A 24,588-nucleotide genomic window follows, 5' to 3' on the forward strand; every position below is an offset into this window, starting at 1 on the left:
GGATTGATGCCCGGATTGTGATTTCCGGGCATCAGTCCTGTGCGCTACTTCTTAGGGGCCGCAGCGGATCCTGACACGCGGGCTTCTGCGGGCTTCCGGTTCCGGCCGCGCATCAGCGCCACCCCGCCCAGGGCAAGTCCGCCGAAACCGGCCACCAGGCCCGCCCAGCTCCGCGCCTGCGCGCCGTCGTCCGGTGTGGAAGCCGAAACGGAGGAGGCCTGCGAAGCGTCCGCCCCTGTTTCTGCGGACGCCGACGCATGTCCGCCATGTGCGTCCGCGGCGGCGGCCGTGACGGTGAGCGAGGGTGCCGGCGCCTTGAGGGAGTGCGGATCCTGGCCGTCCTTGGCGATCTCGGACCAGTCCGTCTGCCCCTGTTCGCAGTTCTGCAAGGTGGGGAAATGGAGGGTCTTGCCGGCGGCGTCTGGGAGCTTGACGGAGAGCACCAGGGCGTCCCGGAGTTCGGGATTCAAGGGCGCCTTGGCGGTGTAGACGATCTGGCTGGTGCGCTTGGTGATGGTGGCGCCGTCGTCCAGCTTCTTGGGCTCCGGCAGTTGCTCCACGACCTTCTCCACGGTCCAGTTCGGGTTCACCGTGGGCTGGGCGTCGTTGAGTTCCTCGGGCAGCGTGATGGTCACCTTGGTGGTGCCGGACTCGTCGCAGCCGTGCGGGATCCCGAAGGTGAGCAGGGCGTAGGAGTTCGCGTCGGTCTTGTCCGGTGTGACGCCGACATGCGCGGAGGCGGCCGTGACTCCGGCCAGCATGAGGGCTGCGGTACCGCCGGCCACAGCAGCTGCGGAGAGGGTACGGCGGAGGGACGTGGGTGAGGGCTTGTTCACAAGAGGGGCCTTTCAGGGGTGCACGAACGCGCCAAAGGCGGTGCGCAAAGAGCATGGAGGAGGTGTCCGGCGCCGGACGGGGACCGCCGGGAACAGCGGATCAGCAGGCGGGCGGGGCCGGGAAGAGTGTCAGGAAAGTACGACGGCGGCGGGCGGGCCCCGCAGGCAGTCAGCCCTGAGGTTGCGCCGGGGGAGGGGAGCTGAATCCTCCGGCCAGCCGGCGGCGGCGGGTGCCGCGACGGCGTCGGGCATTGCCGCACGGGGGAGCCGGAGGAGCGGGCGGAGCCACGCCGCGAGGGACCAGAGCGCTGCCTCGCCCTTGGCCAGCATCAGCGCGCACGCGAGGGTGGCCAGGGCGTGTCCGCCCAGCATGAGGCCGGCAACCCAGCCTGAGTCGTACTGGTGCAGGTGGGTGGCGGCGCTGCTGGCGGCGTCCAGCGTGAGACCGGGGAACGCTGCAGAGGCGGTGTGGTGCCCCGTGGCGCTGTCCGGTCCCGCTCCGGCCGGAGAGCTGAAGGCGCTGAAAGCCTCGTGGAGGACCAGTTGCCCGGTAACCAGGAGCGCGGCCATCGCGGGAAAGCGCAGTTTGAACCGGGTGGCCGCGGTGGCCGCCATGCCGGTGAGGGCCAGGACCGCCGCCATGATGCCGGGCGCCGGCAGGTCACCCCCGCCAACCACGTGGGCTGCTGCTGCAAGGGTCACGATCATCGCAGCGACCATGGCCGCGCGGAGGGAATGGAAAGGAGTCCGGGCGTGGTGGGTGTGCACGGAGTCCTCCCTCGGGATCGGTTCGTTGCCGGCGTCGGTCCGCGCTCTGGCCGCCGTGGTGGCGCAGCGGCAGCGTGACGGATCCCTGTCATTCTAATAGGGAAGTAGCGACCGCCTGGTTAGTCCGTTTCCGGTCCGGAGCAGTAGTGGCAGTCATCCTCGCAGTGGAAGGTGCCGGGGTCGGCCTGCAGCGCTGTGTTGGTTGCGCCGGTCACGAGGTGCACCCGGTGAGCTGGTAGCCGTCGGCCACGTGGAAGAGCCGCCGGCGGCCAAGGCTGGACTTGATCCACACGACATCGCCGTCCGCAGTGCGGTCGTCCACCTGCCCGGTGTACTCGATGCGGCCGTTGCGGCTCAGCTGCACGCTGTCGCCCACCTGCACGTCGTCCCAGCCCCTGGTGCTGATCACCGATTTGTTCTGCGAAGTCACGTATCGTCCCCGTTGCCGTTCCTGAAGCCTGCTTGATTCCCGGTGCCGGCAACTGGTGGTCAGCGCCGACATGATTCATCTAAGCCGCCGGGCCGGGGCGCGTTCAATGGATGAAGTGCTGATGCTGGCTGCAGGGAACTGTGCAGGCGCCCAGCAGTCCCTATGCCGTGTCCGGAGCCGGGCCTAGACTGCTGGCATAGCAGCCACCAATCCGAGGAGACAACCATGGACTACGCAGGTACGGGCAATGAGAAAGCTGTTGCGGCGGGCGAGCTGAACCGGACGCACATCGGGCACACTGTCAGCTTCCAGCCGGACGAGTTCACGCTGGTGTTCGGCAGGATCGGTGCCATTGCGCGCAAGGAGGGCGGAGTGACTATTGCGCTGGACGGGGTTGACGGAGCTGGCGGGCTGCAGTCGCACTACAGCCTGCCGCCGACGCAGAATGTGTACGTCCAGCCGGACATGCTGACCAACACGGAGTCCACCATCAAGGACCTGTTCGGCAAGGTCCAGGAGAACCTGCGGGGTGGCGGTCACAAGGGCGACCAGCGCCCGGACGTGCCGTAAGGTCCGCGCAGCGTCACAGCGGGTCGGTCATGGCATCCGGGAACGAGGAGCGGAGTGCTGCAAGCAGCCTGTCGAAGACCTCGTCCTCGTGGCCGGTGCCTTCAACGCTCAGGAGGATCCCGCGCGCTGAGTAGGCCGCGGCCACCGGCTCCGTCTCGCGGTAGTAGAGCTTGAGGCGGTGCCGGATGACCTCCTCGGTATCGTCGGTGCGTCCGATCACGGTGGCGCGGTGAAGCAGGCGGCGGGAAAGTTCGGCGTCGTCGACCGTTAGTTGGAGTGCGACGTCCAGGGCATGTCCGTCGGCGGCAAGCATGATGTCGAGTTCAGCCAGCTGCGAGGTGTTGCGCGGATAGCCGTCCAGGAGGAAGCCGTCCCGGACATCGGCCTGGGCAAGGCGGTCACGGACCATGCGGTTCGTAAGGTCGTCGGGGACGAGGTTGCCCGCGTCCAGGTGAGCCTTGACGTCGCGACCCAGCGGCGTCAGGTCTTTCACGTGATCGCGGAAGACCTCGCCGGTGGACACTCCGTTGATGCCGAGGCGCTGCGACAACCGTTCGGCCTGAGTTCCTTTGCCGCACCCCGGAGGGCCCATAATCAGCATTCGCATCGTTGAGACCGCTCCCCGGGTGCCGTTGAAAGGTGTCCCCCTATCGTGTCCGCATGGAGGCGGCAGCACAAGGGAAGGCCCCGCCGCGCTCGCAGTTCATCAGTCAGTCTTTCTGACCCGGCTCCAAGAGACTAACGTCGACGTTGCCGGTTCCGGGTTTCGGTGAGCCGCGGCGCTTACGGAGTTGGGTGGCCCGGTACTCGTCCCGGGACAGCCTGTACGCGTAGTAAGCGAAGGCTCCCGACAGGGCAGTTAGGAACAGTGCGCCCCAGAACGGGGCCTCTCCACGTCCGAGTGGACCCAGGAAAAGCGCCACAGAGAAGACGGTCATCAGTCCGGCGAAGACGGCAACAACCCCCATGCCCCACCAGGTGCTGACCTGGGCATGGCCACGGCCGGGCGTGAAGCCGATCTCGTCGCTGGGATAGCTGTGCAGCTCGCCGGTGCTGGTCTTGCGGAGCACCCGCTTCTCACCGGCAGCGACAGCCTTCTTGTGTTCGGCGTATACGGCATCCTGGCGCCGCTCCCGCTCACGGTTGTGGACCACGGTCGGTCCTTTCCGGTGCAATAAATCCCGGCTCTCCAGGGAAGGGGCTCGTGCTGTTCGGGAAGTTCTCCCGGGTGATCTCCAGGGTTCCGGGGTGCTCCTCGAACCATCTTCGTGCCTGATCGTCGGTCACCGCGTACAAGGGCTTTGGCAGCCCCTTGGCTTTCCGGAGCTTGCGGGCCTGCCACTCTTCGCGGAGTGCCTTGATGCTAAGGACCCAGCCGCCGGTGAACAGGGCCGTGCATAGGAGGGAACCAACGATGGTTATCAGGCCCATGCCAATGTCTCCCGGGTCCGGGAAGGATATGAGTAGGGCTATGAGCCCGAAAACTACACCCAGCGGGGCGAGGATGGCCGGGATCGTCATCAGCACGGTGACGACGCTAAGCCCTGTGAAGGTCCTGGCGCGGTAGTTGCCGCCTGAGGGGTTGTTGCCTCCAAGGCCCCACTCTTCCGGGGTGTAGGCGTGGATGATCGACTTGTTGTTCCACCCCTCAATTCCGTGCCCGTACCAGTATTTGGGTACGTCTGGAAGCTGTTTGGGTTGAGTGCCGGCCAAAGGTCTGTTTTGTCCCTTCTAACGTGGAGATCGCTGTTTGGGCGCGTAGCCCTCACACTAGCGAAGAATGAGGCCGCCGACGGCCACCGCCCCGGACGGGGAGGGAGGCCCGGAATTGGGCTGGGCGTAGGGTGGAAGGTGGACGAAAGGAACACTTCATGAAGAAAATCCTCATGGTACTGACCAGCGTTTCCGAGATCGGCGATACGGGAGAGAAGACCGGCTACAACGTGGCCGAGGCTGCACATCCTTGGAAGGTCTTCAAGGATTCCGGGCATTTCGTCGACTTTGCGTCCATCAAAGGCGGCCAGCCCCCGCGCGACGAGGTGGACTCGAACGACCCCGTCCAGGTCGCCTTCACGGAGGACGAGACCACCCGCGCGGGTCTCTACAACACAGCCCGCGTCGACGTCGTTGATCCCGCCCAGTACGACGCCGTCTATCTGGTGGGCGGCCACGGCACCATGTGGGACTTCCCGGACAGCGAAGGCTTGCAGAACCTCGTGGCCAGCGTCTACAACGCCGGCGGCTTGGTGGGCGCGGTCTGCCACGGACCGGCCGGCCTGCTGAACGTGGAATTGGAGAACGGGTTCCGCCTCGTCGAGGGCCGGAAGGTGGCGGCCTTCACCAACGACGAGGAGGTTGCCGCAGGGAAGGACAAGGTCATCCCGTTCTTCCTGGCAGACCGCCTTGGGGAACAGGGCGCCACCCACGTCTCCGCGGGTGTCTTTGAGGAGAAGGTCGTGGTTGACGAGCGGCTGGTCACCGGCCAGAACCCCGCCTCAGCCGCCGGCGTGGCCAAGGAAATGGAGAAGCTCTTCGCAGAGGTCATCCACCAGGAAAAAGCCGAGGAACAGCACGAAACGGAAACTCTGCGCGCCGAGAAGGACGCCGAGAAGAACGCCAAGAAGGCTGCTGCAGAAGCAGAGCACTAACGCCTGCAGCCCCTGACGTGAGAGAGCAAGTGCCTACGAGCTTCCCCGCCGCCCAGCCCGCGCATCCCCTCGATTACTGGCTCTCCCCTGAACTGGCCCGGATCAGCCCGCCAACTGCACCTTCCCGGTTGCGGCAACTAGCCGACGCCCAAGGCGCCCTGGCGGCAGCCTGGAGCAGCGCGATCGGCTCCGGACCCCTCCTGATCCTGGGTGGCGGGTTCATCACCGTCATGTCAGGGAACCCTGTTTGGGTCCTGGTCCTCGGTTTGACGGGTGCTGCGCTGATGGTGCTTGGCCGGTATTCCTGGAAGCGGGTACGCACGTCACTGCCCAATACAGACAGTCTCCTCATCACGCGGGGCCCTGGCACGGCCCGCGGCGGCGTCGTGATGGTGTCCTTGCTGGCCGCCCTCGTGGGCGGGATCCTGGCCACGGGATTGCCTGCCAGCGCCGCCAGGGGCACGGCTACGCTCGTCGCCCTGGTCGGCGCTTACGTGCTCATTGTGGCTCTTCTGGCGGTCTGCATTCTGGTCCCTTCGGTGGTGATGGGCCGGGCCCGGCAGTCCTTCCGACGACGGGTCCAGGCGGACCCGACCCTCCGTGCGGCTGTGGAAGAGGATCTGGCCACCTGGCGCGACCCCTACGGCAACGCGGGCTACGGCCCCCTCTAGGCGTCGAGGCTGGGCTGGCGGGCAAGCTGCGGCCAGCGGTGAGTGACCGTCCTGCTGCGCAGGAGGACGGCAGTGCGGTTAGCTGACGCGGCGGTAGCGGATGTGGGTGGCCAGCGGTGAGTGAAGCACCTCTGCGGGTTCGAAGCCGAAGGATTCAACGCCGTCGAAGATGCGCTCGCCCGAACCGAGCAGGACCGGTGCGATGTCGAGGGTGAGCTCGTCGATCACGCCGGCCATCAGTGCCTGTCGGACGGTCGAGGCCCCGCCGGCGATGTCCACGCCTTTGTCCCCGGCGGCCTGACACGCTGCGGAGTAGGCCGCGTCGAAGCCCTCGGTGACGAAGTGGAAGGTCGTCCCGCCGTCCAGCTGGATCGGGTCATGTGCGTGATGGGTCAGCACGAACACCGGCGCGTGGTACGGCGGTTCGGCTCCCCACCACCCGGTCCATTCCTCATCCCAGTCCCCGCGGATCGGGCCGAACATGTTCCGACCCATCACGTACGCGCCCCGCGGGCGCATGAGCCACTCGTTCGCGACCTTGTCGGCATCGTTGGCTCGGGGGTCGCCGATGTGCCAGCCGTGCAGCTCCAGCCCCCGCTTGCCCAGCGGGTCCTCGCGGCTCTGGTCCGGCCCGGCGACGAAGCCGTCCAACGAGATCGACATGTGGCAGGTGGTGTCCGGCACTGCGAACCTCCTGAGTGATGACGACCTGCATGAGGTCGTGTTGGGATTCTGGGGATCATAGCACGGGCCGGCATAATGGCCGACCGCCTCAGCCGGGGGCAGCCGGGGGCGGGCTCCGTATCCGGGCGCCACGGCTTGACCCGCAAAAGCAATGCTGACCGACAACGAGACGATTCCGCGGATTTGGAAGCAGGCAGCTATCGGGCCCTACGTCCTCGCTCCAAGCACCACGGGACCACCTTTGGTCTCCAGACAAAGCAAAGGGCCCCGGTTCCCTTTTTTCAAGGGAACCGGGGCCTTTCTTATCCGCGGTGACGGTGGGATTTGAACCCACGTTGGCTTTGACACCAAACAACATTTCGAGTGTTGCACCTTCGGCCGCTCGGACACGTCACCAACCTGAATAGGTTACCGGAGCATGGCTCGCTTCCCCAAAACGGGGGCGCGCCAAGCAGCAAAGTCTTCCCCGCGCCAGTCACGGGGACTAGATTCATAAGCAAGATGATCAATTCCCAGCAGCACTCCCAACACCCTTCCCGGGCCCGGGCCTATTGGACCGTCGGCCACGAAAAAGGCGAGCTCCGCACCGAGGACCTTCCCGCGCCGGGCCCAGGTGAGGCGCTGGTCCGCGCCCTGTACTCCGGAATCAGCAAAGGCACCGAAACCGTGGTCCACTGCGGCAAGGTGCCGCCACGGGTTGCCGAACAAATGCGGGCTCCCCTGCAGGAGGGATCCTTCCCCTCGCCGGTGAAGTTCGGCTACCTCTCCGTGGGAATAGTGGAGGACGGCCCGGAGGGCTGGGTGGGCCGCACGGTGTTCTGCCTGCACCCGCACCAGGACCGCTACATTGTTCCGGTCGAGTCCCTGACCGTGGTCCCGGAGAACGTCCCGGCCCGCCGGGCAGTTCTCACGGGAACCGTCGAAACGGCCGTCAATGCGCTGTGGGAAGCCGGACCCCGGCTCGGCGACCGCGTCGCCGTCGTCGGCGCCGGCCTGGTGGGCGGCATGGTGGCCACCCTCCTGCGGACGTTCCCGCTGCAACGGCTGCAGCTGGTGGATGTCGATCCGGCAAAGCGGGCTTTCGCCGATGCCCTTGGCGTCGAATTCAGCCACCCGGACGGCGCCCTGGCCGACTGCGACATCGTGTTCCACTGTTCGGCCTCCCAGGAGGGCCTCGAACGCGCTCTCCAGCTGGTGGGCGACGAAGGGGACGTCATCGAGATGTCCTGGTACGCCGACCGCAAGGTCACCATCCCGCTGGGGGAGGACTTCCACGCCCGCCGGCTGTCCATCCGCGCAAGCCAGGTGGGAGTCGTGGCACGCGCCCGCCGCCACCGCCGGACCACCGCCGACCGCCTGGCGCTCGCCGTGTCCCTGCTCAGCGATCCCGTCTATGACACCTTCCTCACGGGGGCGTCGCCGTTTGCGGAACTTCCCGCCGTCGTTCACGCGCTGGCCGAGGGCCGCCTGGACGCCCTCTGCCACGTGATCGAATACCCTTCCGAACGCACCGCCGAAGACAAGAGGTAGCCCTTGTTCAGCCTGACCGTCCGCCGCCACTTCATGATTGCCCACAGCCTTCCCCGGGAAGCCTTCGGGCCCGCCCAGGGCCTGCACGGGGCCACCTTTGTGGCGGAGGTGACCTTCCGGCGTCGTGCGCTGAACGACGACGCCATCGTCCTGGACATCGGCGCCGCCGGCGGGCTCATTGAAGAAGTGCTGGCCGGCCTGAACTACAAAAACCTGGACGAGCACCCCGACTTTGCCGGCAAGCTGAGCACCACCGAAGCGCTCGCACAGTACATCGCCGAGGCCGTGGCAGCCAAAGTCCGTGGCAGCGAAGACGGGCGGGAGCTGGCCGGACTGGCCGTCACCCTCCGGGAGAACCCGGACGCCTGGGCGTCGTTCGCACTCGACTTCGACGCCGAGTAGCGCCTTCCATGATTAAGCCGGGCAGCCCGGCGGTCCGGCTGGTCGTTCCGGGCAATGTGCGGCACAACTCGGGAGGCAACGCCTACAACGCCGCACTGGCCAAGGGACTCAGGGCCCTGGGGGCGGAGGTGGACATCTGCCGCGTTGAGGGGAACTGGCCGGTGGGCAGCGAGGATGAACGACGGCGGCTGGCCCGGCGGCTGCTCGACGGCGTCGGCTCCATGGGCGCAACGTCCCGGACACCGGTGACCATCGTGGACGGACTGGTTGCGCTGGGCGCGCCGCAGGCCTTGGAAGAGGCAGCCGCCGTCGGGAGGCCGGCCTGGATCCTGGTGCACATGCCGCTGCCGGGGCACCCGGACCTGGAGGGCCGCGCACTGGCTGCCGCGGCGGGCGTCATCTGCGCCAGTTCGACGGCGGCCGACGAGCTCCGCGGCAGGCACAGTTCAGGCAGCCACAGCACAGGCAGCCACAGCACAGCCCCGATCCATGTGGCGTTGCCGGGGACCTCGGCCGCCGCGCTGGCAGCCGGATCGAATCCGCCGCATTTCGTTGCTGTGGCAGCCCTCCTGCCGAACAAAAACCAGCTCATGCTGCTGGAGGCGCTCGCTGCGACCAGGGAGCTGCCCTGGACCGCGTCCCTGGTGGGCTCCGATTCCTCAGACCCCGCCTACGCGCAGGCCGTCCGCGGCGCGATCCTGTCGCTGGGGTTGACGGACCGGGTCTCAGTCCAAGGTGAGCTCACCGGGCAGGCCCTCGACGCGGAGTGGAGCCGGGCGGATCTCAGCGTGCTCGTTTCACAGGCTGAAGCGTACGGGATGGTGGTTACCGAGTCGCTCGCCCGCGGCATCCCGGTGGTGGTGCGGGACGGCACCGGCGCCGTAGAGGCGCTCGCCGCCGGGTCACCGGGTGGCTCAGAAGCTCCCGACGGCGGCGGGGCAGCCGCCCTGCCGGGCACCGCCGTCGTGCTCGGCGCGGACCCAGCCCCGCTGGAAGCCGTGCTGCGCCGCTGGCTCAGCGAACCGGATTTGCGACGCCGCTGGCGCGAAGCGGCGCTGGCCGCGCGGAACCGGCTGCCCGGCTGGGATGTCACGGCCGGGACCGTGCTGCGCTTCATTGCAGGGGCTGGCTGACTTGCCGGTGACCTGCGAAGAAGTCCCGGAGCAACGCGGCGCACTCCTGCTCGCGGACTCCGGCGTAGACCTCCACCCAGTGGTTGAGGCGGCGTTCGCGAAGGATGTCGAACACCGATCCGGCAGCTCCCGCCTTTTCGTCCCACGCTCCGAACACAACGCGGGGGATCCTGGCCAGGACGATGGCGCCGGCACACATGGCGCACGGTTCCAACGTCACCACCAGGGTGCAGTCCGACAGCCGCCAGCCGTCGCCCTGCGGGAGCGCCTGCAGCCTGGCGGCCGCTTCGCGGATCGCCACCATCTCGGCATGCGCGGTGGGATCACCGTTCGCCTCCCGTTCGTTCCTCCCGGTACCCAGGACATCGCCGCCGGGCCCGATAACGACGGCGCCGATGGGCACGTCCTCGGTGCCCAGGGCGCGCTGCGCCTCGGCGAGGGCAAGGCCCATCCATTCGGCATGGCGGGGCTCCGGGGAGGTCATGGCTCAATGATAGTTTCGAAGATTAGGAAGGCGCAGGCGACGTATGAGCCCGGGAGACGACGTGAAGACCTTGACTGACCGCATTACCGACCGGTGGGGGCGGTGGGTGGTGCCGTACGCAGCCCTCTGGATCACCATGCTGATTGGCGGCGTGATCGTTGTGACGCTGGCGTTCCTCGGCGCCGAAGTCTACGACAACGTGGTGGATGAGGCCGGCCTCGCCAACCTGGACAAGCCGGCGCTGGCGCTATCGGAGGACCTCCGGACCCCCTGGCTCAATTCCGCGGTCACCGCCTTCACCAATATTGGCGGCGGGATCGGCATGCCGATCCTCGGCAGCATCCTGACGGCGTGGCTGACGTGGGCAGGGCGCACATGGCGGCCCCTCATTCTGGTAGGCGGCGCCGCGGCTGCTTCGGTCACTGCAACAACGTTTGGCAAGAAGCTCTTTGGCCGCACCCGCCCGGACCATGCAGACGCTGTTCCGCCTTACGAAGATTCGCCGTCATTTCCCAGCGGGCACACGCTCAACACCACCGTCGTGATCGGACTGGTGGTCTATCTGGCCTGCCTACAGATCCAGCGGACCGTGGCGCGGGTGTCCATGATCACGGCCGGTTCCCTCTTCATCATCGCCATGGGCCTGAGCAGGGTGTTCCTCGGCCACCACTGGCTGACTGACGTCATCGCCGGATGGCTCCTTGGCATGGCCTGGGTGGGAATCGTGATCCTTGCCCACAGGCTATTCCACGTGATGCGGCACCGCGAGCATGCCGGTCCTGCCCCGACGTTCGACCACCCGGTGCTCCGGGACGAACTTGCGGCCCACCATGCCGCACACCGTGCCGAGGACCACTCCGAGGGCAAGGACAGCCCCGGGCAGGCCCACGGCTCACGCAGGGACACTACCTCCGGGTGATAGTTTTGACCCATGCGCACACTCGTCGTGGACCACCCGCTGGTCGCTCACAAGCTCACCGTTCTGCGGGACAAGAACACCCCTTCCCCGGTCTTCCGGCAGCTCACCGAGGAGCTCGTCACGCTCCTCGCCTATGAGGCCACGCGGGACGTCCGCACCGAGCCCGTCACCATCGAAACGCCGGTCAGCACCACCATCGGCACCGCCTTCACCAAGCCCACGCCGCTGGTGGTTCCCATCCTCCGTGCCGGACTGGGCATGCTCGAGGGCATGACCAAGCTGGTGCCCACTGCCGAGGTCGGCTTCCTGGGAATGGCCCGCGATGAAGAGACCCTGGACATCATCACCTACGCCGAGCGGCTCCCCGAGGACCTCACGGACCGGCAGATCTTTGTCCTGGACCCCATGCTCGCCACCGGCGGCACGCTGCGCGAGGCCATCAAGTTCCTCTTCAAGCGAGGCGCCTCCGACGTCACCTGCATCTGCCTGCTGGCCGCGCCGGAGGGCCTGGCCAAGCTGGAGGAAGAGCTTTCCGACGCCAACGTGACCATTGTCCTGGCCTCCATTGACGAGAAGCTCAACGAGAAGTCCTACATCGTGCCGGGCCTCGGCGACGCCGGAGACCGTCTCTACGGCATCGCCGGCTAGTTGCCGGGCTGAATCTTCAAGCCGTGGCTGCGGGCCGGGGACTGCGTTCCGGAACGCAGTCCCCGTCCCGCACCCGCGTTCCCGGGAAGCGATCGCCCCCTTCCGGTTTCCGGCGGCCACGGCTAGCCTGTGGCCCATGGACTGGAAACTTGAACTGGTGTTTGTTCCTGTGTCCGACGTGGACCGTGCCAAGGATTTTTACGTCAACAAGGTGGGCTTCAACGCCGACTACGACGAACGGCCCGTGGAGGGCATCCGCTTCGTCCAGCTGACCCCGCCGGGCTCTGGCTGCTCGATCGCCATCGGTGAGGGCCTCAATGACGCTCCGCCGGGCACCGCTCCCAGCCTGCAGCTGGTAGTCAGCGACATCCAGGCCGCGCACAAGCAGCTCAAGGACAACGGCGTTGACGTCAGTGACGTGGACGTTCAGGACTGGGGCCACTTCGTCCATTTCGCGGACCCGGACGGCAACAAATGGGCCGTCCAGTACATCCCCCACCGCCCGAACGGCTGAGCCACACGATCGGTCACCGTTGCAGTGTGGGGCAGGATGGAAGCATGAGCTTTCACACCGACGCCACCGCACAGGTTACCGACGCCTCGGCAGCCGACACCGTTACCGCCCGGGGCGTACTGTTCGACATGGACGGCACCCTGGTTGATTCCACGGCCGTTGTAGAGCAGGTGTGGGGCGAATTTGCCGCCCGATACGACCTGGACATCGCCGAGATCCTCCGGACTTCCCACGGCGTCCAGGCCGGGGATACAGTACGCCGTTTTGCGCCTGCCGGCACCGATGTTGTAGCCCTCACCGCGGAACTGGGCGCAATGGAGCGGGTCCGGACTGACGGTATTGTGGCCCTCCCCGGGGCCGCTGAACTGCTGCGCAGCCTTCCGGCGGATGCCGTGGCGCTGGTGACCTCCGCCGACCGGATCCTCGCCGATATCCGAATGGGCGCCGCGAACCTGGCCGTGCCCGCCATTGCCGTCACGGCCGACCGTGTCACCCGGGGCAAGCCGCATCCGGAAGGCTACCTCCGGGCCGCCGAACTCCTCGGCGTGGACCCGGCCGATGCGCTGGTCTTTGAGGACGCCCCGGCGGGCATTGCGGCTGGAGTTGCCGCCGGGATTCGGACCATTGCCATCGGACCCAACACCGGTCCGCTGCCGGACGGTGTCCTGCACATCACCGATTACACCGCAGTTTCCGTCACCACGAACGTGGACGCTGCAGGGGTCAGGCGGATTTCCTTCCGCTTCTGAGGCCCAACCCGGCTCCATGTCCAGTAGTCTCAGTGAAGACGGCTGGCTCTTATCTTGGGGGATAGGGATGACCGAAATTCCGATCGACGGCGACAGGGGCACTGTCCAGCTGCGGGGCGGTGTCCTGCATGTGCGTTGGATTCCAGGCCTGGCCATTTGCGAGGAAGCTGCCGTGGCCGTGATGTCGGCCGTCAACGAGTTGAGCCGCGGACGGTCGTTTCCGATGCTGGTGGACATGGCTGCGACGGCCACCATGAGTCGCGGTGCCCGGCGCGTCTTTGCCAGTCCCAGCACTGTTGCCAGGGTGGCGCTCCTTGGATCGTCCCCGGTGGACCGGGCTCTCGCCAATTTCTTCCTCCGTATTCACTCTCCGGCCGCTCCGACGCGTTACTTCACCTGCCCGGAGGAAGCCATGCGGTGGCTCCGGTTCCCTTAGCCGTCACCTCTAGCCGTCACCGTAGGTATGGCGCACCCGGTGCGAGTTCCGCCCGCAGGTCCGCAACCGGAATGCGGCCTGTTGCCAGGTCGCGGGCGAGGCGGCCCATGCCGCGCAGGTCGGCGAGGGCGGTCTGCATGAGGTCAACGCCGGCGTCTCCACCGTCGGTCCAGTCCACCGGAACCTCGTGCACTCGCAGTCCGCACTTTTCGGCCAGGACCAGCATCTCGGTGTCGAAAAACCAGGCGCTATCCGCCGTGTGCGGCAGGATGTGCCGGGCAACATCTGCACGGATGGCCTTGAAACCGCACTGTGCATCGCTGAAGTGCGCACCCATCAGCGCATGCAGCAGGAAGTTGTAGCCGCGGGAGATGAACCCGCGCCATGGTTCGCGGGCAACACGGGAAGTTCTTGCCAGCCGGGTGCCAATCGCAAGGTCCGAATGCCCGGACACGAGCGGTGCCACCAGGGGAGCGAGGGCTGCGAGGTCGGTGGAAAGGTTCACATCCATGTATGCCAGTACGGGTGAGGGCGAGGCCAGCCACACCGTCCGAAGGGCATTGCCGCGGCCTTTGGAGGCGAGCCTGACCACAGCAACCTCGCGGAGTTCCCGGGCCACACGCTCGGCGACCTTGAGCGTGCCGTCAGTGCTGGCATTGTCCGCCACCGTGATCCGGAAGGCGTGCGGAAACGTGCCGGCCAGATAGGGGTGGAGCTGGCGGAGGGAGTGCTCCAGGACCTGTTCCTCGTTGTACACCGGGATGACCACATCGAGGACAGGCAATGTTGTCGCTGCATGCGCCGTGATCGCCCTTGCGATGGGCGCGCGGCGTGCGTATCCCGGGACAGGGAGCGTCGGGGCGGGAGAGCCCGGCCGGGCGTCGACGGCGGCCCGCGGTTGCGGGTGCAGCAGGGGTCCCGTGGCCAGGTCTGTGGGCGTCATGGTTCAACTATGGTGCCGCCGCATATGAAGGATTTAGGCCAAAGCTGTGTGGCCGCTGTGGGATTTGCCGGGCACGGAAGCCGGAACGGAAACGACGGCGGTGCTCCCACCGTCATTGGTGGGAGCACCGCCGCCGCGGTTTATGCGTCAGGGGCGAGCAACGAGCAGATGTTCGTGGCTGTCCCGGATCCTGAGAATCTCCGCAATTCGTTGCCTTGGGAGTCCACAGAGAAATTCACATTTCCCCGCGTGAGGAAAAGCCCGTCAGGAGACGGGAGCTGAAGAAGGTTGTTGCCGGTTGCCTTCACCTCGATCACATTTTCGCTTGGAAACGAAAAGAAAAGGACGCCCGTGATGACCAACTTCACGGTCTTTCCATCCGGCCCCTTCAGGGTGATCTTCAGCGCCGGGGAAGTGCTGATGATGTCACCGGAGGGAGTCGTGATGTTCTTGGCCTTGCCGGTGACTTCACCGATGACAGGAAATCCACAGTTGGTGAATGTGGCGGGTCCGTCGACCGTGATCGGCGGCCCCGAAGGCGCGGCGGCGGCCGGGGTGGCGGCCGCGAAGATTGAGGCCAGGACGGCCGTCGGAACTAACCATTTTTTCATTGTTGTGCTCCCTGCATCTTGATGACGGCGCTGGCGCCGGCAGCCGCTTGGAAGACGATTGAAAGCGGCGGCGACCAAGAGTCACTCCTGGACCTTGTGAAAACCTTGTGGCCCCGAAACGGAGCACGAAGGTTCCCGGACGCAGCGGAGGCATACACGCCAAAAAGCGGTGGCCCCGAATCCGGGTGGATTCGGGGCCTCCGCTGTTGCGAACCAAGATGGCTACAGGTGCCGGCTTAGTACCAGTTGTTGGCGTAGTGGAAGTCCAGGGCGCCGCAGGGGGAGCCGTAGCGTTCCTTCACGTAGTTCAAGCCCCAGTTGATCTGGGTGCGGAAGTTGGTGAGGTAGTCGGACCCGGCGCTGGCCATCTTTTCGGCCGGCAGCGACTGGACAATGCCGTACGCGCCACTGCTGGCGTTCGTGGCGGTGGTCTTCCAGTCCGATTCCTTGGTCCAGAGCGTGGTGAGGCACTGCATCTGGTCAGCCGCCCAGCCGTACGTGCCGAGCTGCGAGGCAGCATATGCCTGGGCAGCTGCGGGATCGTCAACGGCGACGGGCGGTGCCGGGGCAGGAGCCGGTTCGGGGGCTGCTGCAGGTGCCGGTGCGGGGGCCGCTGCAGGTGCTTCCGGTGCCTTCTCCGCCGGCTTCTCCTCCGACGACTGCGCGGTCACGCTGACAGAGGCCGGTGCGGGCATGGCGGAAACGAGGATCTTTTCGAACGCGAGCTTCGATTCGGCGTCGGCCGTTGTCGCTGTGGTTCCTGAACCCGTTGCCGATGTTGCGGGGGCTACGGGTTCGGAAGCCTGGCCGGCGGCGCCGACGCCAATCAGCACGGCGCAGGCGGTGGCTACTACGGCGGCACGGCGGCCGGAGCCCTGCAGGCCGGCAGTGAACCGGGACAGCGGGGACGCCGTGGCGGCTGGTTCAGCACGGTGGCGTGAATGGTGCGCAGGCGCTGCGGACTTGTGGGAAGCGGGCTCAGGACGTACTTCTGGTGTGGATTTAGTCATGGTTGCCTCTCGATGCCGGCGGAGTTAGCTGTCGGGTTCGGATGAGGTCATCCGGCCGCACGGAACTTCACGTGTCGGCTTCACCCCAAGGGCGGCAATGCAGAATGCCCGGAGACCTGGGTCCCCCGCCTCTGCCTGATCATGAGGAAATCCGGGTAGCGGCAGAGTTTGGCGTCCATCCGGATATGCGGCCGGAACGGTGGCCGCACTCTAAAAACCGTACAGGAGTCCGGCGCTTAAGTCACATTTAGGTAACGAGGATCACGACGACGGCGCGTTGGCTTGCGCGTGCGCTGAACCTTTCACCCCAAGCCGAAGTCGCTAAGCGTCCGGCGATTCCACTGGCAGGCGCAGTGCGAACTCAGTACGTCCCGGGCGGGAGTTCACTTCCACGGTTCCGCCGTGCGCCTCCACGATTGACTGCACAATCGACAGGCCCAGGCCGCTTGTCCCCTCGGCTGCGGCGGTCCCGGCAGCGCCCGAACGCGCAGCGGATCCAGCCGGGCTGGTGCGGGCAGCGTCCGCCCTGGCAAAGCGTGCAAACACCCGGTCCACGAACTCCGGCGGAATCCCAGCACCGTTGTCCGTCACTGTTACCACGGCGCTGCCGTCGGCCGAGCGCATCACTCCGGTGACCACGGTGGTGCCCGGCTCCGTATGCTTGCGTGCATTGGAGAGCAGGTTGGCCAGCACTTGGTGCAGCTGCTTGGCATCGCCGCGCACCACCACGGGCTCTTCGGGCAGTTCGAGCTGCCAGATGCGGTCCGGAGCCATGACCTTTTCGTCGCTGACGGTTTCCACTGCCAGCTGTGTCAGGTCCACGTCGCTGATCTTCAGCGGCTGGCCTTCGTCCAGCCGGGCCAGCAGGAGGAGGTCCTCCACCAGGGTGGTCATCCGTTCGGACTGGCTCTGCACCCTGGCGAGTGACTTCTTGCCGTCGGGGGTGAAGTCCTCGGTCATCCGCATCAGCTCCGTGTAGCCGCGGATAGCCGTGAGCGGCGTGCGCAGCTCGTGCGAGGCGTCGGCCACGAACTGGCGCACTTTGGTCTCGCTCTGCTGCCGGGCCTCCAGTGCCTTGGAGACGTTGTCCAGCATGAGGTTGAGGGCGTGGCCCACGCTGCCCACTTCAGTTCCAGGATGAGCGTTCGACGGCGGGACGCGGACTGCGAGGGCCACCTCACCGGCGTCGAGCGGCAGTTGCGAAACCTGCGTGGCGACTTCGGACAGTTGCTCGAGGGGTTTCATGGTGCGTCGGATCAGCACTGTTCCGGCAAGGCCGATCAGGACGAGGCCGCCCATCGAGACGATCACCATCGTCCAGACCAAAGAGCTGAGCGTGTTCTGTTTTTCGTTGAGCGGAAGTCCGGTGACAACCACGTCCCTGTCCACCGCCTCCACCGCCACCAGGCGGTAGGAGCCGGTGGACAGGGCCCGATCGACGGGTGTTCCGTCGTGCTGGAGTGCCAAGAGGATCTGATTGTCCTCGGGGGAGAGGGACGCCACGGTGGCGTCTTTGGCGAGGAACCCGGCGCTGCTGACGTTCCCGTTGTCAATGCGCGCGATGAGCGTCCCGACTCCTTGGCCCGGGCCTTCGAACCCGTCCTGCCTGCCGGACGGGTTGCTGGGCCGTGGTCGTCCTGCCTCGTTCGATAGCCGTGAGGCCTGCCCCAGCCGTTCATCGAGCTGCCTGGTCAGGAAGGAATCCATGGAGGCATAGCTGAAGAGGCCAATGGCGCCGCAGATGGCCACCAGCAGCGCCATGGCCACCAGGACCAGCCGGGTGCGCAGGTGCCACGTCGAAGGGTCGAGCCAGCGGCGGCGGTCTTTGCGGATTTCCCCGGAGAGTGTGGGCACCGCTCAATCCGCCGGTTTGATGACGTAGCCCGCTCCGCGGACGGTGTGGATCATGGGCGGGTGCGTGGCATCCACCTTCTTGCGCAGGTAGGAGATGTAGAGCTCTACGATGTTGGCCTGGCCGCCGAAGTCGTAGTCCCATACGCGGTCCAGGATCTGGGCCTTGCTGACAACGCGCTTGGGGTTCTCCATGAGGTAGCGGAGGAGTTCGAACTGGGTGGCCGTCAGCTGCAGTTCCTCCCCGGCCCGCGTCACTTCACGGGTGTCTATGTTGAGGACGAGGTCGCCCACCACCAGTTCAGCGGTGTCCATGGCGGCCACGCCGGAGCGCTGTACCAGCCGGTGCAGGCGGAGGAGCACCTCTTCCATGCTGAAGGGCTTGGTGACGTAGTCGTCGCCGCCGGCCGCCAGGCCGAGGATGCGGTCCTGGACGGCGTCTTTCGCCGTCAAGAAGAGTGCGGGCACCTCCGGCGCGAAGGCGCGGATTCTGGTGAGCAGTTCGACGCCGTCGAACCCGGGAAGCATCACGTCCAGGACCAGCACATCCGGGCGGAACTCCTTGGCGAGCTTCACGGCCTCGGGGCCGTCGGCAGCGACGGCCACGGACCAGCCGGCCATGCGCAGGCCCATGCTCATCAGTTCGGAGAGGCTGGGCTCGTCGTCGACCACCAGGGCGCGGATGGGGGAGCCGTCCGGGTGGGTGAGCTGGGGAAGGTTGTTAGTCATGGAGTGCGAAGTGGCCATGCGACAACTCTCCGATCTGTCGGTTAGTCCGCGCTATGGGCTTCCTGTGCGCAGCCTATGAATCACAGCCTAGCGAGCTGGAAGGGCCGCCGCGCGTTTCGCGGGCCGCCGGGTGCGGATCGGCTGCCAGCCGGGGTGAAGCGGGCCTCACAAGGTCACAGCTTGACCTGTTGCCCCGCACAGCCCGCGCACAGGAACGCTTCCGACTCTGGAGTGGACAAAGCCCCGCGCCAGAGGAGTACGCAATGAACAAGCACCACAGCACGCCGGTTCCGGAGAACGAACCGGACGGGACTTGGGAAAGCCATCCGGTTCCGGACGGCTCTGTGAGCAATCCCGACAGCAGCAACGTCGGATCCCCCGAAAGCAGTTCCGCGAGCGCCGGGCCAGCCTCCGCATGGGGAGCGCCGCCGTCGGCTGCTGCTTCCGGGTCATCGCCCGCGGCGGGGTGGGGTTCGTCCCGGCCGTCCGGTGGCTGGGGCGCGCCGGCATCTTCCGGGCCCTTCGCCGGAACCGGGCCGAACGGCAGTTCGAAGCAGCGGACAAAGAAGCGTGGGCTGGTAGTGGCCGGTGCGGCCGCGGTGGCGCGCAGGGCGACTTCGCCGACGGCGGGATGCCGCCCCAGGGCGGCCCCGGCAACTTCGGCCCGGACGGACTGGGCGGAATGGGCAGTGGAGTGTCCGCCGCCGTCTACTCCGAGTACGTGACCCTCGTGGACGGCGCCTATGTCACCAAAGTGGAACAGCAGGGGACGGTCACCGGGGTCAGCTCTGACGCCGTGACAGTCAAGAGCACAGACGGGTTCAGCCGGACCTATGCACTCGGTTCGGCTGTGACTGTGAGCAATCAGCAACAAAGGCGTCAACAGGCCGGCGGCACGTCCACCAGCCAACTGACCGTGGCAGACATCGTGTCCGGCGCCATGGTAAAGGTGGTGGCTGGAAAGGATGGCGACAGCTTCCAGGCGGAGTCCGTCCAGTTGGTGCCCGCGACGCTCACCGGCCAGTCCAATTGAGCCGGCAGGCGGAGCCGGCCGGGCACATCGGGCGAATATTTTGATGTAGCCCGGCCGGGGGCTGGACATGTGCCTTAAGTGAGTCTTGGTATTTCAGCAAATCCATGCTGGCAGAATTTCTGCCTCGAAGGAGGGGCCTCCGGAGAAGAAAATTCGGAAATGAGCACCATCTGATCGATCGTTCTGAAAAACACCTGTTATTTTATTGGCATTTTAGAATCGTGATTTAGGCCACAATGTGGGATTTCATCTCACGATGCGGACGGAAGTGTCCATTGTTACTTGCAAGTTTTCATTGTTACGTTGCACACTTCAATTGTGAACAAGAACTCAACAGCACCTGCAGCCGCAGAATCCTGGACCAGCCCACCTGCTGGCGAAGACATGCGCTGTTGTCGAATGCACGCCTAACTTTCCCACCCCGAGAAGTTTTTAGGCATTCGCCCCTAGCCCAGCGTCGGGCGCCCCTCCCCAGATCTCATTGCGGGGAAAGCCAGCATTCGAGCCGCGATGACGGCCATTCACATTGAGGTAAGCATTCCATGTCAGTTGCATCTGGATACGTCCACATCTCCGTCCGAAACGCCAATAAGGGCGGCCAGCCTTCAGGCCTCCGCCAGGGATTCGGTGCCCGCCCGGCCTTCGCCCCTGCAGCGCCCGGCAATAGCTTCCCGGCCCCCGGTTACGCGCCGCAGGGCTACAACCCCAACTCCTACGGCCAGCTTCGCGCCGTTCCCGCCGCGGAGACCGCCCCGCAGACGGCACCCACGCCCGTGATCGCCCCGGCCGCCGGCAGCGCCGTCCGCCCCGTCGCGAACGAAAACGTCGCCCGCGGATTTGTCCTGTACATGGGCATCGATGAAGAAACTGCGGCAGCAGCCGGGACCTCCATCGCCAAGCTTGCCCAGGAAATCCGCGCCTACGCGCAGTCCCTCGTCTCCGGTGCGGAGAGCTACGCCGCGGTTGCTGTGGCGCCTGCCAGCGCTCCGGGTTCCGCGCTCGACGTCGTACGGTCCACCTTCGGTGACCCCACCGTCAACTCCCGCCAGCGCACGGAGGCCACCCGGCTGCCCCAGCCGCAGGATCCCCGGCCGTCCGGCGTCCTCATTGACCTGGCCCGCCGCGAAGTCCACCTCGACGGCGAATCCCTGAACCTCACGTTCAAGGAGTTCGAACTCCTCAACTACCTCGTCGAAAACGGCACCCGCACCGTGGGCCGCGACGAACTGCTCGAGGGACTGTGGCGCAATGCCGAAGAGGTTCCCAACGAGCGCACCATCGACGTCCATATCCGCCGCCTCCGCTCCAAGCTGGGCCGTCTCGCCAACACCGTGCGCACCGTCCGCGGCCAGGGCTACCGGTTCTACGAGCACCCGGAGGTCGTGGTCTGGGCCGCTCCGGAATACTCCATCTAGTCTTAATTTCCCGCGAAAGCGCCCGTTCCCTTGCTGGGGGGGCGGGCGCTTTCGCTTTCGCGGCACGATCCCTCGGCGCCTGCGCTCGTTCCTCACGCAACAACGGTGCTTTCGGGATGCGCCGCTGCGCTGCAGCGCCCTTGCACCGCTGGCAGACCGCTTTCGTGCGTTCGGACCTTCGAGCATGTGCCTCCGCGGCTGGTGCGGGGTGTTGGCCGAGGTGTCGGTGTGGTCCTATGGCCCTGTTGGCTTGGGGTGGTGCGGCGTAGGCTCTGATCGTTTATCCGACCATCAGGAGGAACTATGTCTGTCGCACGTATTACAACTCTGAGTTCCAATTCCAAAACCTCGTTCGATGCTGCCATCAAAGAGGGCATCGAGCGCGCCAACAAGACACTCCGTGGTGTCACGGGGGCTTGGGTCAAGGAGCAGAAAGTCGAAATCGCGGACGGTGCCGTCGTCGCGTGGCATGTTGTGCTTGAAGTGACCTTCGTACTGGAGGACTGAACCCCGTGCAGGGCGGCCGTGATCTGAGGGGCAGGGCCGCCGCACTAGGATTGGGGCATGAGCGAGCATCACATCCGGCGTCTGGTCCTCATGCGGCACTCCAAGGCAGACTGGCCCGGAGGCGTGCCCGATCATGAGCGCCCGCTGGAGGAACGCGGGCACCGGGAGGCTCCCCTGGCCGGGAAGTGGCTGCTCAAGCACGGTGTGGTTCCCGATTTCATCCTCTGCTCCAGTGCGCTGCGTACGCGGCAGACGTGCACCTGGGTGTGCGCTGAATTAGGCGACAAGGCCCCGACGCCGAAACTTGAGGACGGCCTCTACGGCGCGTCCGCGCTGCGCATGCTGACGGTCATCAACCACGTTCCCGATACCGTGACCACGCTGATGGTGATCTCCCATATGCCCGGCGTGCAGGACCTTGCCATGCACCTGGCATCGCGAGATTCCAACCACGATGCCTATATGGACGCCGCCACCAGGTTTCCCACCAGCGGCCTGACGGTCCTGGAAACCGAAAAGAGCTGGGCTGAACTGGACGGCCAGGACGCCCGGCTCACGCACTTCAAGGTCCCCCGGGCGCACTAACGGGGCGCAGAGGACCGGGAGGCCGCCCGCGGACCTGACACCGGACCCTTCTGCCGCCGTGTTCATGGTCAGCACGGGGTTTGTGATGTTTACTGGAGATATTCGTCAGCGGCCCAGGTTAGAAGGAGATCATCGTGGACTCAGGACAGCTTGTGGGGATCATTATCGGCGTTGTGGTGGTGGTTGCGATCATCGCAGCAGTGCTGTTCTTCAACCGGCGGCGCAAGGTGGAAGCGGACCGGAACAGGGCCGCCGAGATGCGTGAAAAAGCCAAAGCTGACGAGTTCGGAGCGCGGGACCGCGAGGCCAAAGCCGCCCGCGCCGAGGCCGATGCCAAGCAGGCCGAGGTCGAGGCGGAGCGCCTGCGCCGGGACGCCCGCGAAAAGCAGGCGGAAGCCGAACGAGTGCGGGCCGCCTCGCAGGACCAGCTCCGCAAAGCCGATGAGATTGACCCGGACGTGGTCACAGCAGATCGCCCTGACACCAGCCGGCATGACGCTGACCGGCATGACGCTGACCGCCATGACGCTGACCGGCACGGCGAAACCCTGTCCGCCCAGCCACAGACGCGTGCAGAAGCTGGAACCCGCGGACGCGGGGACAACGTGCCGGCCGCAGCCCCGGGCACCGCAGCCCCGGGCCAAGTCCCGGGCCACGTACCCCCGGCCACGGTAACGCCGGGCCACGCAGAACCCGGCCATGCCGAACCAGTCACCACCGAACCAAGTGCAACACGCCGGCGCGACGCTGCTGGGCGCGACGCTGCTGACCGCGACGCTACCGACCGCAACGTCACCGCCCGCGAAGCTGCCCCGCATGACGCAGTGCCTGACCGTGACGCTACCGACCGTGACGCTACAGACCGCGATGCCACCGACCGCGACGCTGCCCGACGCGACGCCGCCAAGCACGACGCCGTGCCCGAACGCGGCGCGGACGGGGCTCCGGGAGAGCGCCCGCGGAATCTTTGAGCCCGCGTCCTGTGACGCGCCAGCCCTGAACCGGTAGCCCGGAGCGTGAACCTTCGCCATTCCGCCCTTGCGGTCCTTGTGGCCGTCCTGTGGGGCGCCAACTTCGTAGCGATCGACCTTGGCCTGCATGCCAACGGCACGGAAGTGCCGCCGCTGCTCTTTGTAGCCATGCGCTTCGTGCTGGTGGTCTTTCCGTGGATCTTCTTCATCCGCCGGCCGGACGTTAGCTGGCGTGCGATCCTCGGCGTCGGCCTCTTCATGAGTGCCGGACAATTCGGCCTTCTCTACCTGGCCATGGCGCTGGGCATGCCGGCGGGGCTCGCCTCACTCGTCCTGCAGGCGCAGGTGCTGCTCACGGTTCTGCTGGCTGCCGGAATTCTGGGCGAGCGTCCCAGCGTCAGGCAGTTCGCCGGCGTGGTCCTCGGAGTGGCTGGCCTCGCGGTGGTGGCAGTGGGGCGCAGTCTGGTGGCGCCCGTCCTTCCCCTGCTCATCGTCCTGGCTGCTGCGCTGTCCTGGGCGGCCGGCAACATCGTTGCAAGGCAGGCCAGAGCCTCTTCCGGCCTGGGGCTCGTGGTCTGGTCAGGCGCTGTGGTCCCGTTGCCCCTGATCGCGCTGTCACTACTGATCGACGGGCCGGCAGCCGTGGGCGCGACACTCGCAGGCCTGCAGGTGGTCACCATCCTCAGTGCCATCTACACGGCAGTCCTGGGGTCCCTGGTGGGCTACGGAATCTGGAACTGGCTGCTGGGGATATATCCGTCGTCCGCGGTGGTTCCCTTTACGCTGCTCGTCCCCGTGGTGGGAATGACGACGGCGTGGCTGGTCCTGGGCGAGGTGCCTTCACCAGCAGAGGTGGCTGGCGGCCTCCTGCTGCTGGGCGGAGTGGCAGTCGCCGTCCTCCGTCCGGGCCGGCAGGGCGCCACACCCGGCCAGCGACGGTGGCATGCTCAACGCCGCGACGTTGCCTTTGCGGGGGACGTGGGCGACGGCGTGGCAGCAGGCTTGGGCGCAGATTTGGGGGCGGCGGACTTGGGCGCAGGCCGGGCCGCGCGCGGGGCCGGTGAAGTGGCCGAAGGCGACGCCGGCCGCTTGGCCGCCGGCACACGGACCGCTCCGGATCGCGACACCGGAGGGCGGCCGTAGGTGGTCCCGGCTGCAGGGCGGGGGATAGGCCTGGACGCCGGACGCCTGGCGGCGGCTGCGGGCCTGCGCCGTCCTGACTCGCTGCGGCCGGACGGACTCCGGCCGGACTGACCGCGCCGTGACCGGAGCCGCTTTCCGGCCGGCCATACCGCTCCGGCGAACAGAACCAAGAGAGTCCCCGCGCCGGAAACTGCAGCGAGGTAGAAGTAGATGTCGGAGTCCTGGGTAGACACCGTCGCGCCAAGGGAATCCTGCTCGGCGGTGAAAGCCAGACCCCACATGCGCAGGAACGCGATGGTGAACCCGAGGAACAGGCTGGTGCCCACGCCTCCCGCCAGCAGGGCCAGGTTGCGGCCCCGTGCCACGAC

General features: G+C 66.5%; 30 protein-coding genes, 1 tRNA gene and 1 riboswitch. Of the genes, 17 read left to right on the forward strand and 14 right to left on the reverse strand.

What is annotated here, in order from left to right:
- Nucleotides 1-44 precede the first annotated feature (44 nt).
- The 3 genes from TV39_RS02885 to TV39_RS02895 all read right to left on the reverse strand — a co-directional run bounded on the left by TV39_RS02885 (nucleotide 45) and on the right by TV39_RS02895 (nucleotide 2,034).
- A complete protein-coding gene (locus tag TV39_RS02885) occupies nucleotides 45-761 on the reverse strand; it encodes a YcnI family copper-binding membrane protein (protein WP_442853478.1) in 717 nt (238 codons plus the stop codon).
- 204 nt (nucleotides 762-965) lie between these two features.
- Nucleotides 966-1,604 (reverse strand): hypothetical protein, encoded by a 639-nt coding sequence (locus tag TV39_RS02890; RefSeq protein WP_043478133.1) that lies wholly within the window; start codon nucleotides 1,602-1,604, stop codon nucleotides 966-968.
- 211 nt (nucleotides 1,605-1,815) lie between these two features.
- Complete coding sequence (locus TV39_RS02895; protein WP_043478137.1) at nucleotides 1,816-2,034, reverse strand: hypothetical protein; 219 nt, start codon at nucleotides 2,032-2,034, stop codon at nucleotides 1,816-1,818.
- 225 nt (nucleotides 2,035-2,259) lie between these two features.
- Here TV39_RS02895 and TV39_RS02900 point away from each other — a divergent pair, with 225 nt between their 5' ends.
- Nucleotides 2,260-2,604 carry a hypothetical protein gene (locus TV39_RS02900; protein WP_043478140.1) on the forward strand — a complete coding sequence of 115 codons (345 nt, stop codon included), beginning with the start codon at nucleotides 2,260-2,262 and terminating at the stop codon, nucleotides 2,602-2,604.
- A 13-nt stretch (nucleotides 2,605-2,617) separates the two neighbouring features.
- On the opposite strand, the gene TV39_RS02905 is transcribed toward TV39_RS02900, so the two are convergent.
- The 3 genes from TV39_RS02905 to TV39_RS02915 form a co-directional block, all read right to left on the reverse strand.
- Nucleotides 2,618-3,205 (reverse strand): adenylate kinase, encoded by a 588-nt coding sequence (locus tag TV39_RS02905; RefSeq protein WP_043478142.1) that lies wholly within the window; start codon nucleotides 3,203-3,205, stop codon nucleotides 2,618-2,620.
- 109 nt (nucleotides 3,206-3,314) lie between these two features.
- Nucleotides 3,315-3,758 (reverse strand): hypothetical protein, encoded by a 444-nt coding sequence (locus TV39_RS02910; protein ID WP_043478145.1) that lies wholly within the window; start codon nucleotides 3,756-3,758, stop codon nucleotides 3,315-3,317.
- Entirely contained in the window at nucleotides 3,742-4,317 is a 576-nt protein-coding gene (locus TV39_RS02915) for a hypothetical protein (RefSeq protein ID WP_043478148.1), read from the reverse strand. The genes TV39_RS02910 and TV39_RS02915 overlap by 17 nt, the downstream gene beginning before the upstream one ends.
- Before the next feature lie 158 nt (nucleotides 4,318-4,475).
- On the opposite strand from TV39_RS02915, the gene TV39_RS02920 reads away from it, so the two are divergent.
- Both TV39_RS02920 and TV39_RS02925 read left to right on the forward strand, forming a co-directional pair.
- Complete coding sequence (locus tag TV39_RS02920) at nucleotides 4,476-5,252, forward strand: type 1 glutamine amidotransferase domain-containing protein (RefSeq protein WP_043478151.1); 777 nt, start codon at nucleotides 4,476-4,478, stop codon at nucleotides 5,250-5,252.
- Nucleotides 5,253-5,281: 29 nt separating this feature from the next.
- Nucleotides 5,282-5,923, forward strand: coding sequence for a hypothetical protein (locus tag TV39_RS02925; protein WP_043478228.1), 642 nt, complete (start codon nucleotides 5,282-5,284; stop codon nucleotides 5,921-5,923).
- A 78-nt stretch (nucleotides 5,924-6,001) separates the two neighbouring features.
- On the opposite strand, the gene TV39_RS02930 is transcribed toward TV39_RS02925, so the two are convergent.
- Nucleotides 6,002-6,607 (reverse strand): dihydrofolate reductase family protein, encoded by a 606-nt coding sequence (locus TV39_RS02930; RefSeq protein WP_043478155.1) that lies wholly within the window; start codon nucleotides 6,605-6,607, stop codon nucleotides 6,002-6,004.
- Nucleotides 6,608-6,916: 309 nt separating this feature from the next.
- Nucleotides 6,917-7,003, reverse strand: a tRNA-Ser gene (locus TV39_RS02935).
- A gap of 105 nt (nucleotides 7,004-7,108) precedes the next feature.
- On the opposite strand from TV39_RS02935, the gene TV39_RS02940 reads away from it, so the two are divergent.
- From TV39_RS02940 to TV39_RS02950, 3 genes are read left to right on the forward strand one after another with little or no spacing between them, the layout of a single operon-like run.
- Nucleotides 7,109-8,137 (forward strand): dehydrogenase, encoded by a 1,029-nt coding sequence (locus TV39_RS02940; protein WP_043478157.1) that lies wholly within the window; start codon nucleotides 7,109-7,111, stop codon nucleotides 8,135-8,137.
- 3 nt (nucleotides 8,138-8,140) lie between these two features.
- The gene (locus tag TV39_RS02945; protein WP_043478160.1) at nucleotides 8,141-8,539 is read left to right on the forward strand and encodes a 6-pyruvoyl trahydropterin synthase family protein; all 399 of its coding nucleotides are present in this window, start codon (nucleotides 8,141-8,143) and stop codon (nucleotides 8,537-8,539) included.
- An 8-nt stretch (nucleotides 8,540-8,547) separates the two neighbouring features.
- Entirely contained in the window at nucleotides 8,548-9,672 is a 1,125-nt protein-coding gene (locus TV39_RS02950) for a glycosyltransferase family 4 protein (RefSeq protein ID WP_082049452.1), read from the forward strand.
- On the opposite strand, the gene tadA is transcribed toward TV39_RS02950, so the two are convergent.
- The gene (gene tadA / locus TV39_RS02955; RefSeq protein WP_043478163.1) at nucleotides 9,653-10,156 is read right to left on the reverse strand and encodes a tRNA adenosine(34) deaminase TadA; all 504 of its coding nucleotides are present in this window, start codon (nucleotides 10,154-10,156) and stop codon (nucleotides 9,653-9,655) included. The two genes, TV39_RS02950 and tadA, sit on opposite strands and share 20 nt — an antisense overlap.
- 43 nt (nucleotides 10,157-10,199) lie before the next feature.
- On the opposite strand from tadA, the gene TV39_RS02960 reads away from it, so the two are divergent.
- The 5 genes from TV39_RS02960 (at nucleotide 10,200) to TV39_RS02980 (ending at nucleotide 13,422) form a co-directional block, all read left to right on the forward strand.
- Nucleotides 10,200-11,075: a phosphatase PAP2 family protein gene (locus TV39_RS02960; protein ID WP_043478166.1), complete on the forward strand. Its 876-nt coding sequence runs from the start codon at nucleotides 10,200-10,202 to the stop codon at nucleotides 11,073-11,075.
- A gap of 12 nt (nucleotides 11,076-11,087) precedes the next feature.
- Entirely contained in the window at nucleotides 11,088-11,723 is a 636-nt protein-coding gene (upp, locus tag TV39_RS02965) for a uracil phosphoribosyltransferase (RefSeq protein ID WP_043478170.1), read from the forward strand.
- 136 nt (nucleotides 11,724-11,859) lie between these two features.
- Nucleotides 11,860-12,237 (forward strand): glyoxalase superfamily protein, encoded by a 378-nt coding sequence (locus TV39_RS02970; protein WP_043478173.1) that lies wholly within the window; start codon nucleotides 11,860-11,862, stop codon nucleotides 12,235-12,237.
- 44 nt (nucleotides 12,238-12,281) lie between these two features.
- On the forward strand, nucleotides 12,282-12,986 hold the full coding sequence (locus tag TV39_RS02975) for an HAD-IA family hydrolase (protein WP_043478176.1): 705 nt from the start codon (nucleotides 12,282-12,284) through the stop codon (nucleotides 12,984-12,986).
- Nucleotides 12,987-13,053: 67 nt separating this feature from the next.
- The gene (locus TV39_RS02980; RefSeq protein WP_043478179.1) at nucleotides 13,054-13,422 is read left to right on the forward strand and encodes a DUF7793 family protein; all 369 of its coding nucleotides are present in this window, start codon (nucleotides 13,054-13,056) and stop codon (nucleotides 13,420-13,422) included.
- 16 nt (nucleotides 13,423-13,438) lie between these two features.
- Here the strand turns inward: TV39_RS02980 and TV39_RS02985 are convergent, their stop codons facing one another.
- The 5 genes from TV39_RS02985 to TV39_RS03005 form a co-directional block, all read right to left on the reverse strand.
- Complete coding sequence (locus tag TV39_RS02985) at nucleotides 13,439-14,365, reverse strand: dolichyl-phosphate beta-glucosyltransferase (RefSeq protein WP_082049454.1); 927 nt, start codon at nucleotides 14,363-14,365, stop codon at nucleotides 13,439-13,441.
- Between the two features lie 140 nt (nucleotides 14,366-14,505).
- On the reverse strand, nucleotides 14,506-15,054 hold the full coding sequence (locus TV39_RS02990; RefSeq protein ID WP_144406292.1) for a hypothetical protein: 549 nt from the start codon (nucleotides 15,052-15,054) through the stop codon (nucleotides 14,506-14,508).
- Nucleotides 15,055-15,212: 158 nt separating this feature from the next.
- Entirely contained in the window at nucleotides 15,213-15,986 is a 774-nt protein-coding gene (locus TV39_RS02995; protein WP_043478184.1) for a hypothetical protein, read from the reverse strand.
- Nucleotides 15,986-16,160, reverse strand: a riboswitch (cyclic di-AMP (ydaO/yuaA leader). It overlaps the preceding gene by 1 nt.
- Nucleotides 16,161-16,307: 147 nt before the next feature.
- On the reverse strand, nucleotides 16,308-17,840 hold the full coding sequence (locus tag TV39_RS03000; RefSeq protein ID WP_043478186.1) for a HAMP domain-containing sensor histidine kinase: 1,533 nt from the start codon (nucleotides 17,838-17,840) through the stop codon (nucleotides 16,308-16,310).
- Nucleotides 17,841-17,843: 3 nt separating this feature from the next.
- Nucleotides 17,844-18,584, reverse strand: a complete 741-nt coding sequence (locus TV39_RS03005; RefSeq protein ID WP_043478189.1) for a response regulator transcription factor — start codon at nucleotides 18,582-18,584, stop codon at nucleotides 17,844-17,846.
- 397 nt (nucleotides 18,585-18,981) lie between these two features.
- Between TV39_RS03005 and TV39_RS21300 the strand changes: the two genes are divergently transcribed.
- The 6 genes from TV39_RS21300 (at nucleotide 18,982) to TV39_RS03035 (ending at nucleotide 24,220) form a co-directional block, all read left to right on the forward strand.
- Nucleotides 18,982-19,599 (forward strand): hypothetical protein, encoded by a 618-nt coding sequence (locus tag TV39_RS21300; protein WP_052500471.1) that lies wholly within the window; start codon nucleotides 18,982-18,984, stop codon nucleotides 19,597-19,599.
- Between the two features lie 542 nt (nucleotides 19,600-20,141).
- On the forward strand, nucleotides 20,142-21,014 hold the full coding sequence (locus tag TV39_RS03015; protein WP_043478191.1) for a winged helix-turn-helix domain-containing protein: 873 nt from the start codon (nucleotides 20,142-20,144) through the stop codon (nucleotides 21,012-21,014).
- 303 nt (nucleotides 21,015-21,317) lie between these two features.
- Complete coding sequence (locus TV39_RS03020) at nucleotides 21,318-21,521, forward strand: dodecin family protein (protein WP_011690525.1); 204 nt, start codon at nucleotides 21,318-21,320, stop codon at nucleotides 21,519-21,521.
- A gap of 57 nt (nucleotides 21,522-21,578) precedes the next feature.
- Nucleotides 21,579-22,106, forward strand: coding sequence for a SixA phosphatase family protein (locus TV39_RS03025; protein ID WP_043478194.1), 528 nt, complete (start codon nucleotides 21,579-21,581; stop codon nucleotides 22,104-22,106).
- A 134-nt stretch (nucleotides 22,107-22,240) separates the two neighbouring features.
- A complete protein-coding gene (locus TV39_RS21305) occupies nucleotides 22,241-23,077 on the forward strand; it encodes a hypothetical protein (RefSeq protein ID WP_052500472.1) in 837 nt (278 codons plus the stop codon).
- Between the two features lie 45 nt (nucleotides 23,078-23,122).
- Nucleotides 23,123-24,220: an EamA family transporter gene (locus tag TV39_RS03035; RefSeq protein ID WP_043478197.1), complete on the forward strand. Its 1,098-nt coding sequence runs from the start codon at nucleotides 23,123-23,125 to the stop codon at nucleotides 24,218-24,220.
- Nucleotides 24,221-24,588: the final 368 nt, after the last annotated feature.

This window comes from Arthrobacter sp. SPG23, from assembly GCF_000876655.1.
In the GTDB taxonomy this organism is placed as follows: domain Bacteria; phylum Actinomycetota; class Actinomycetes; order Actinomycetales; family Micrococcaceae; genus Arthrobacter.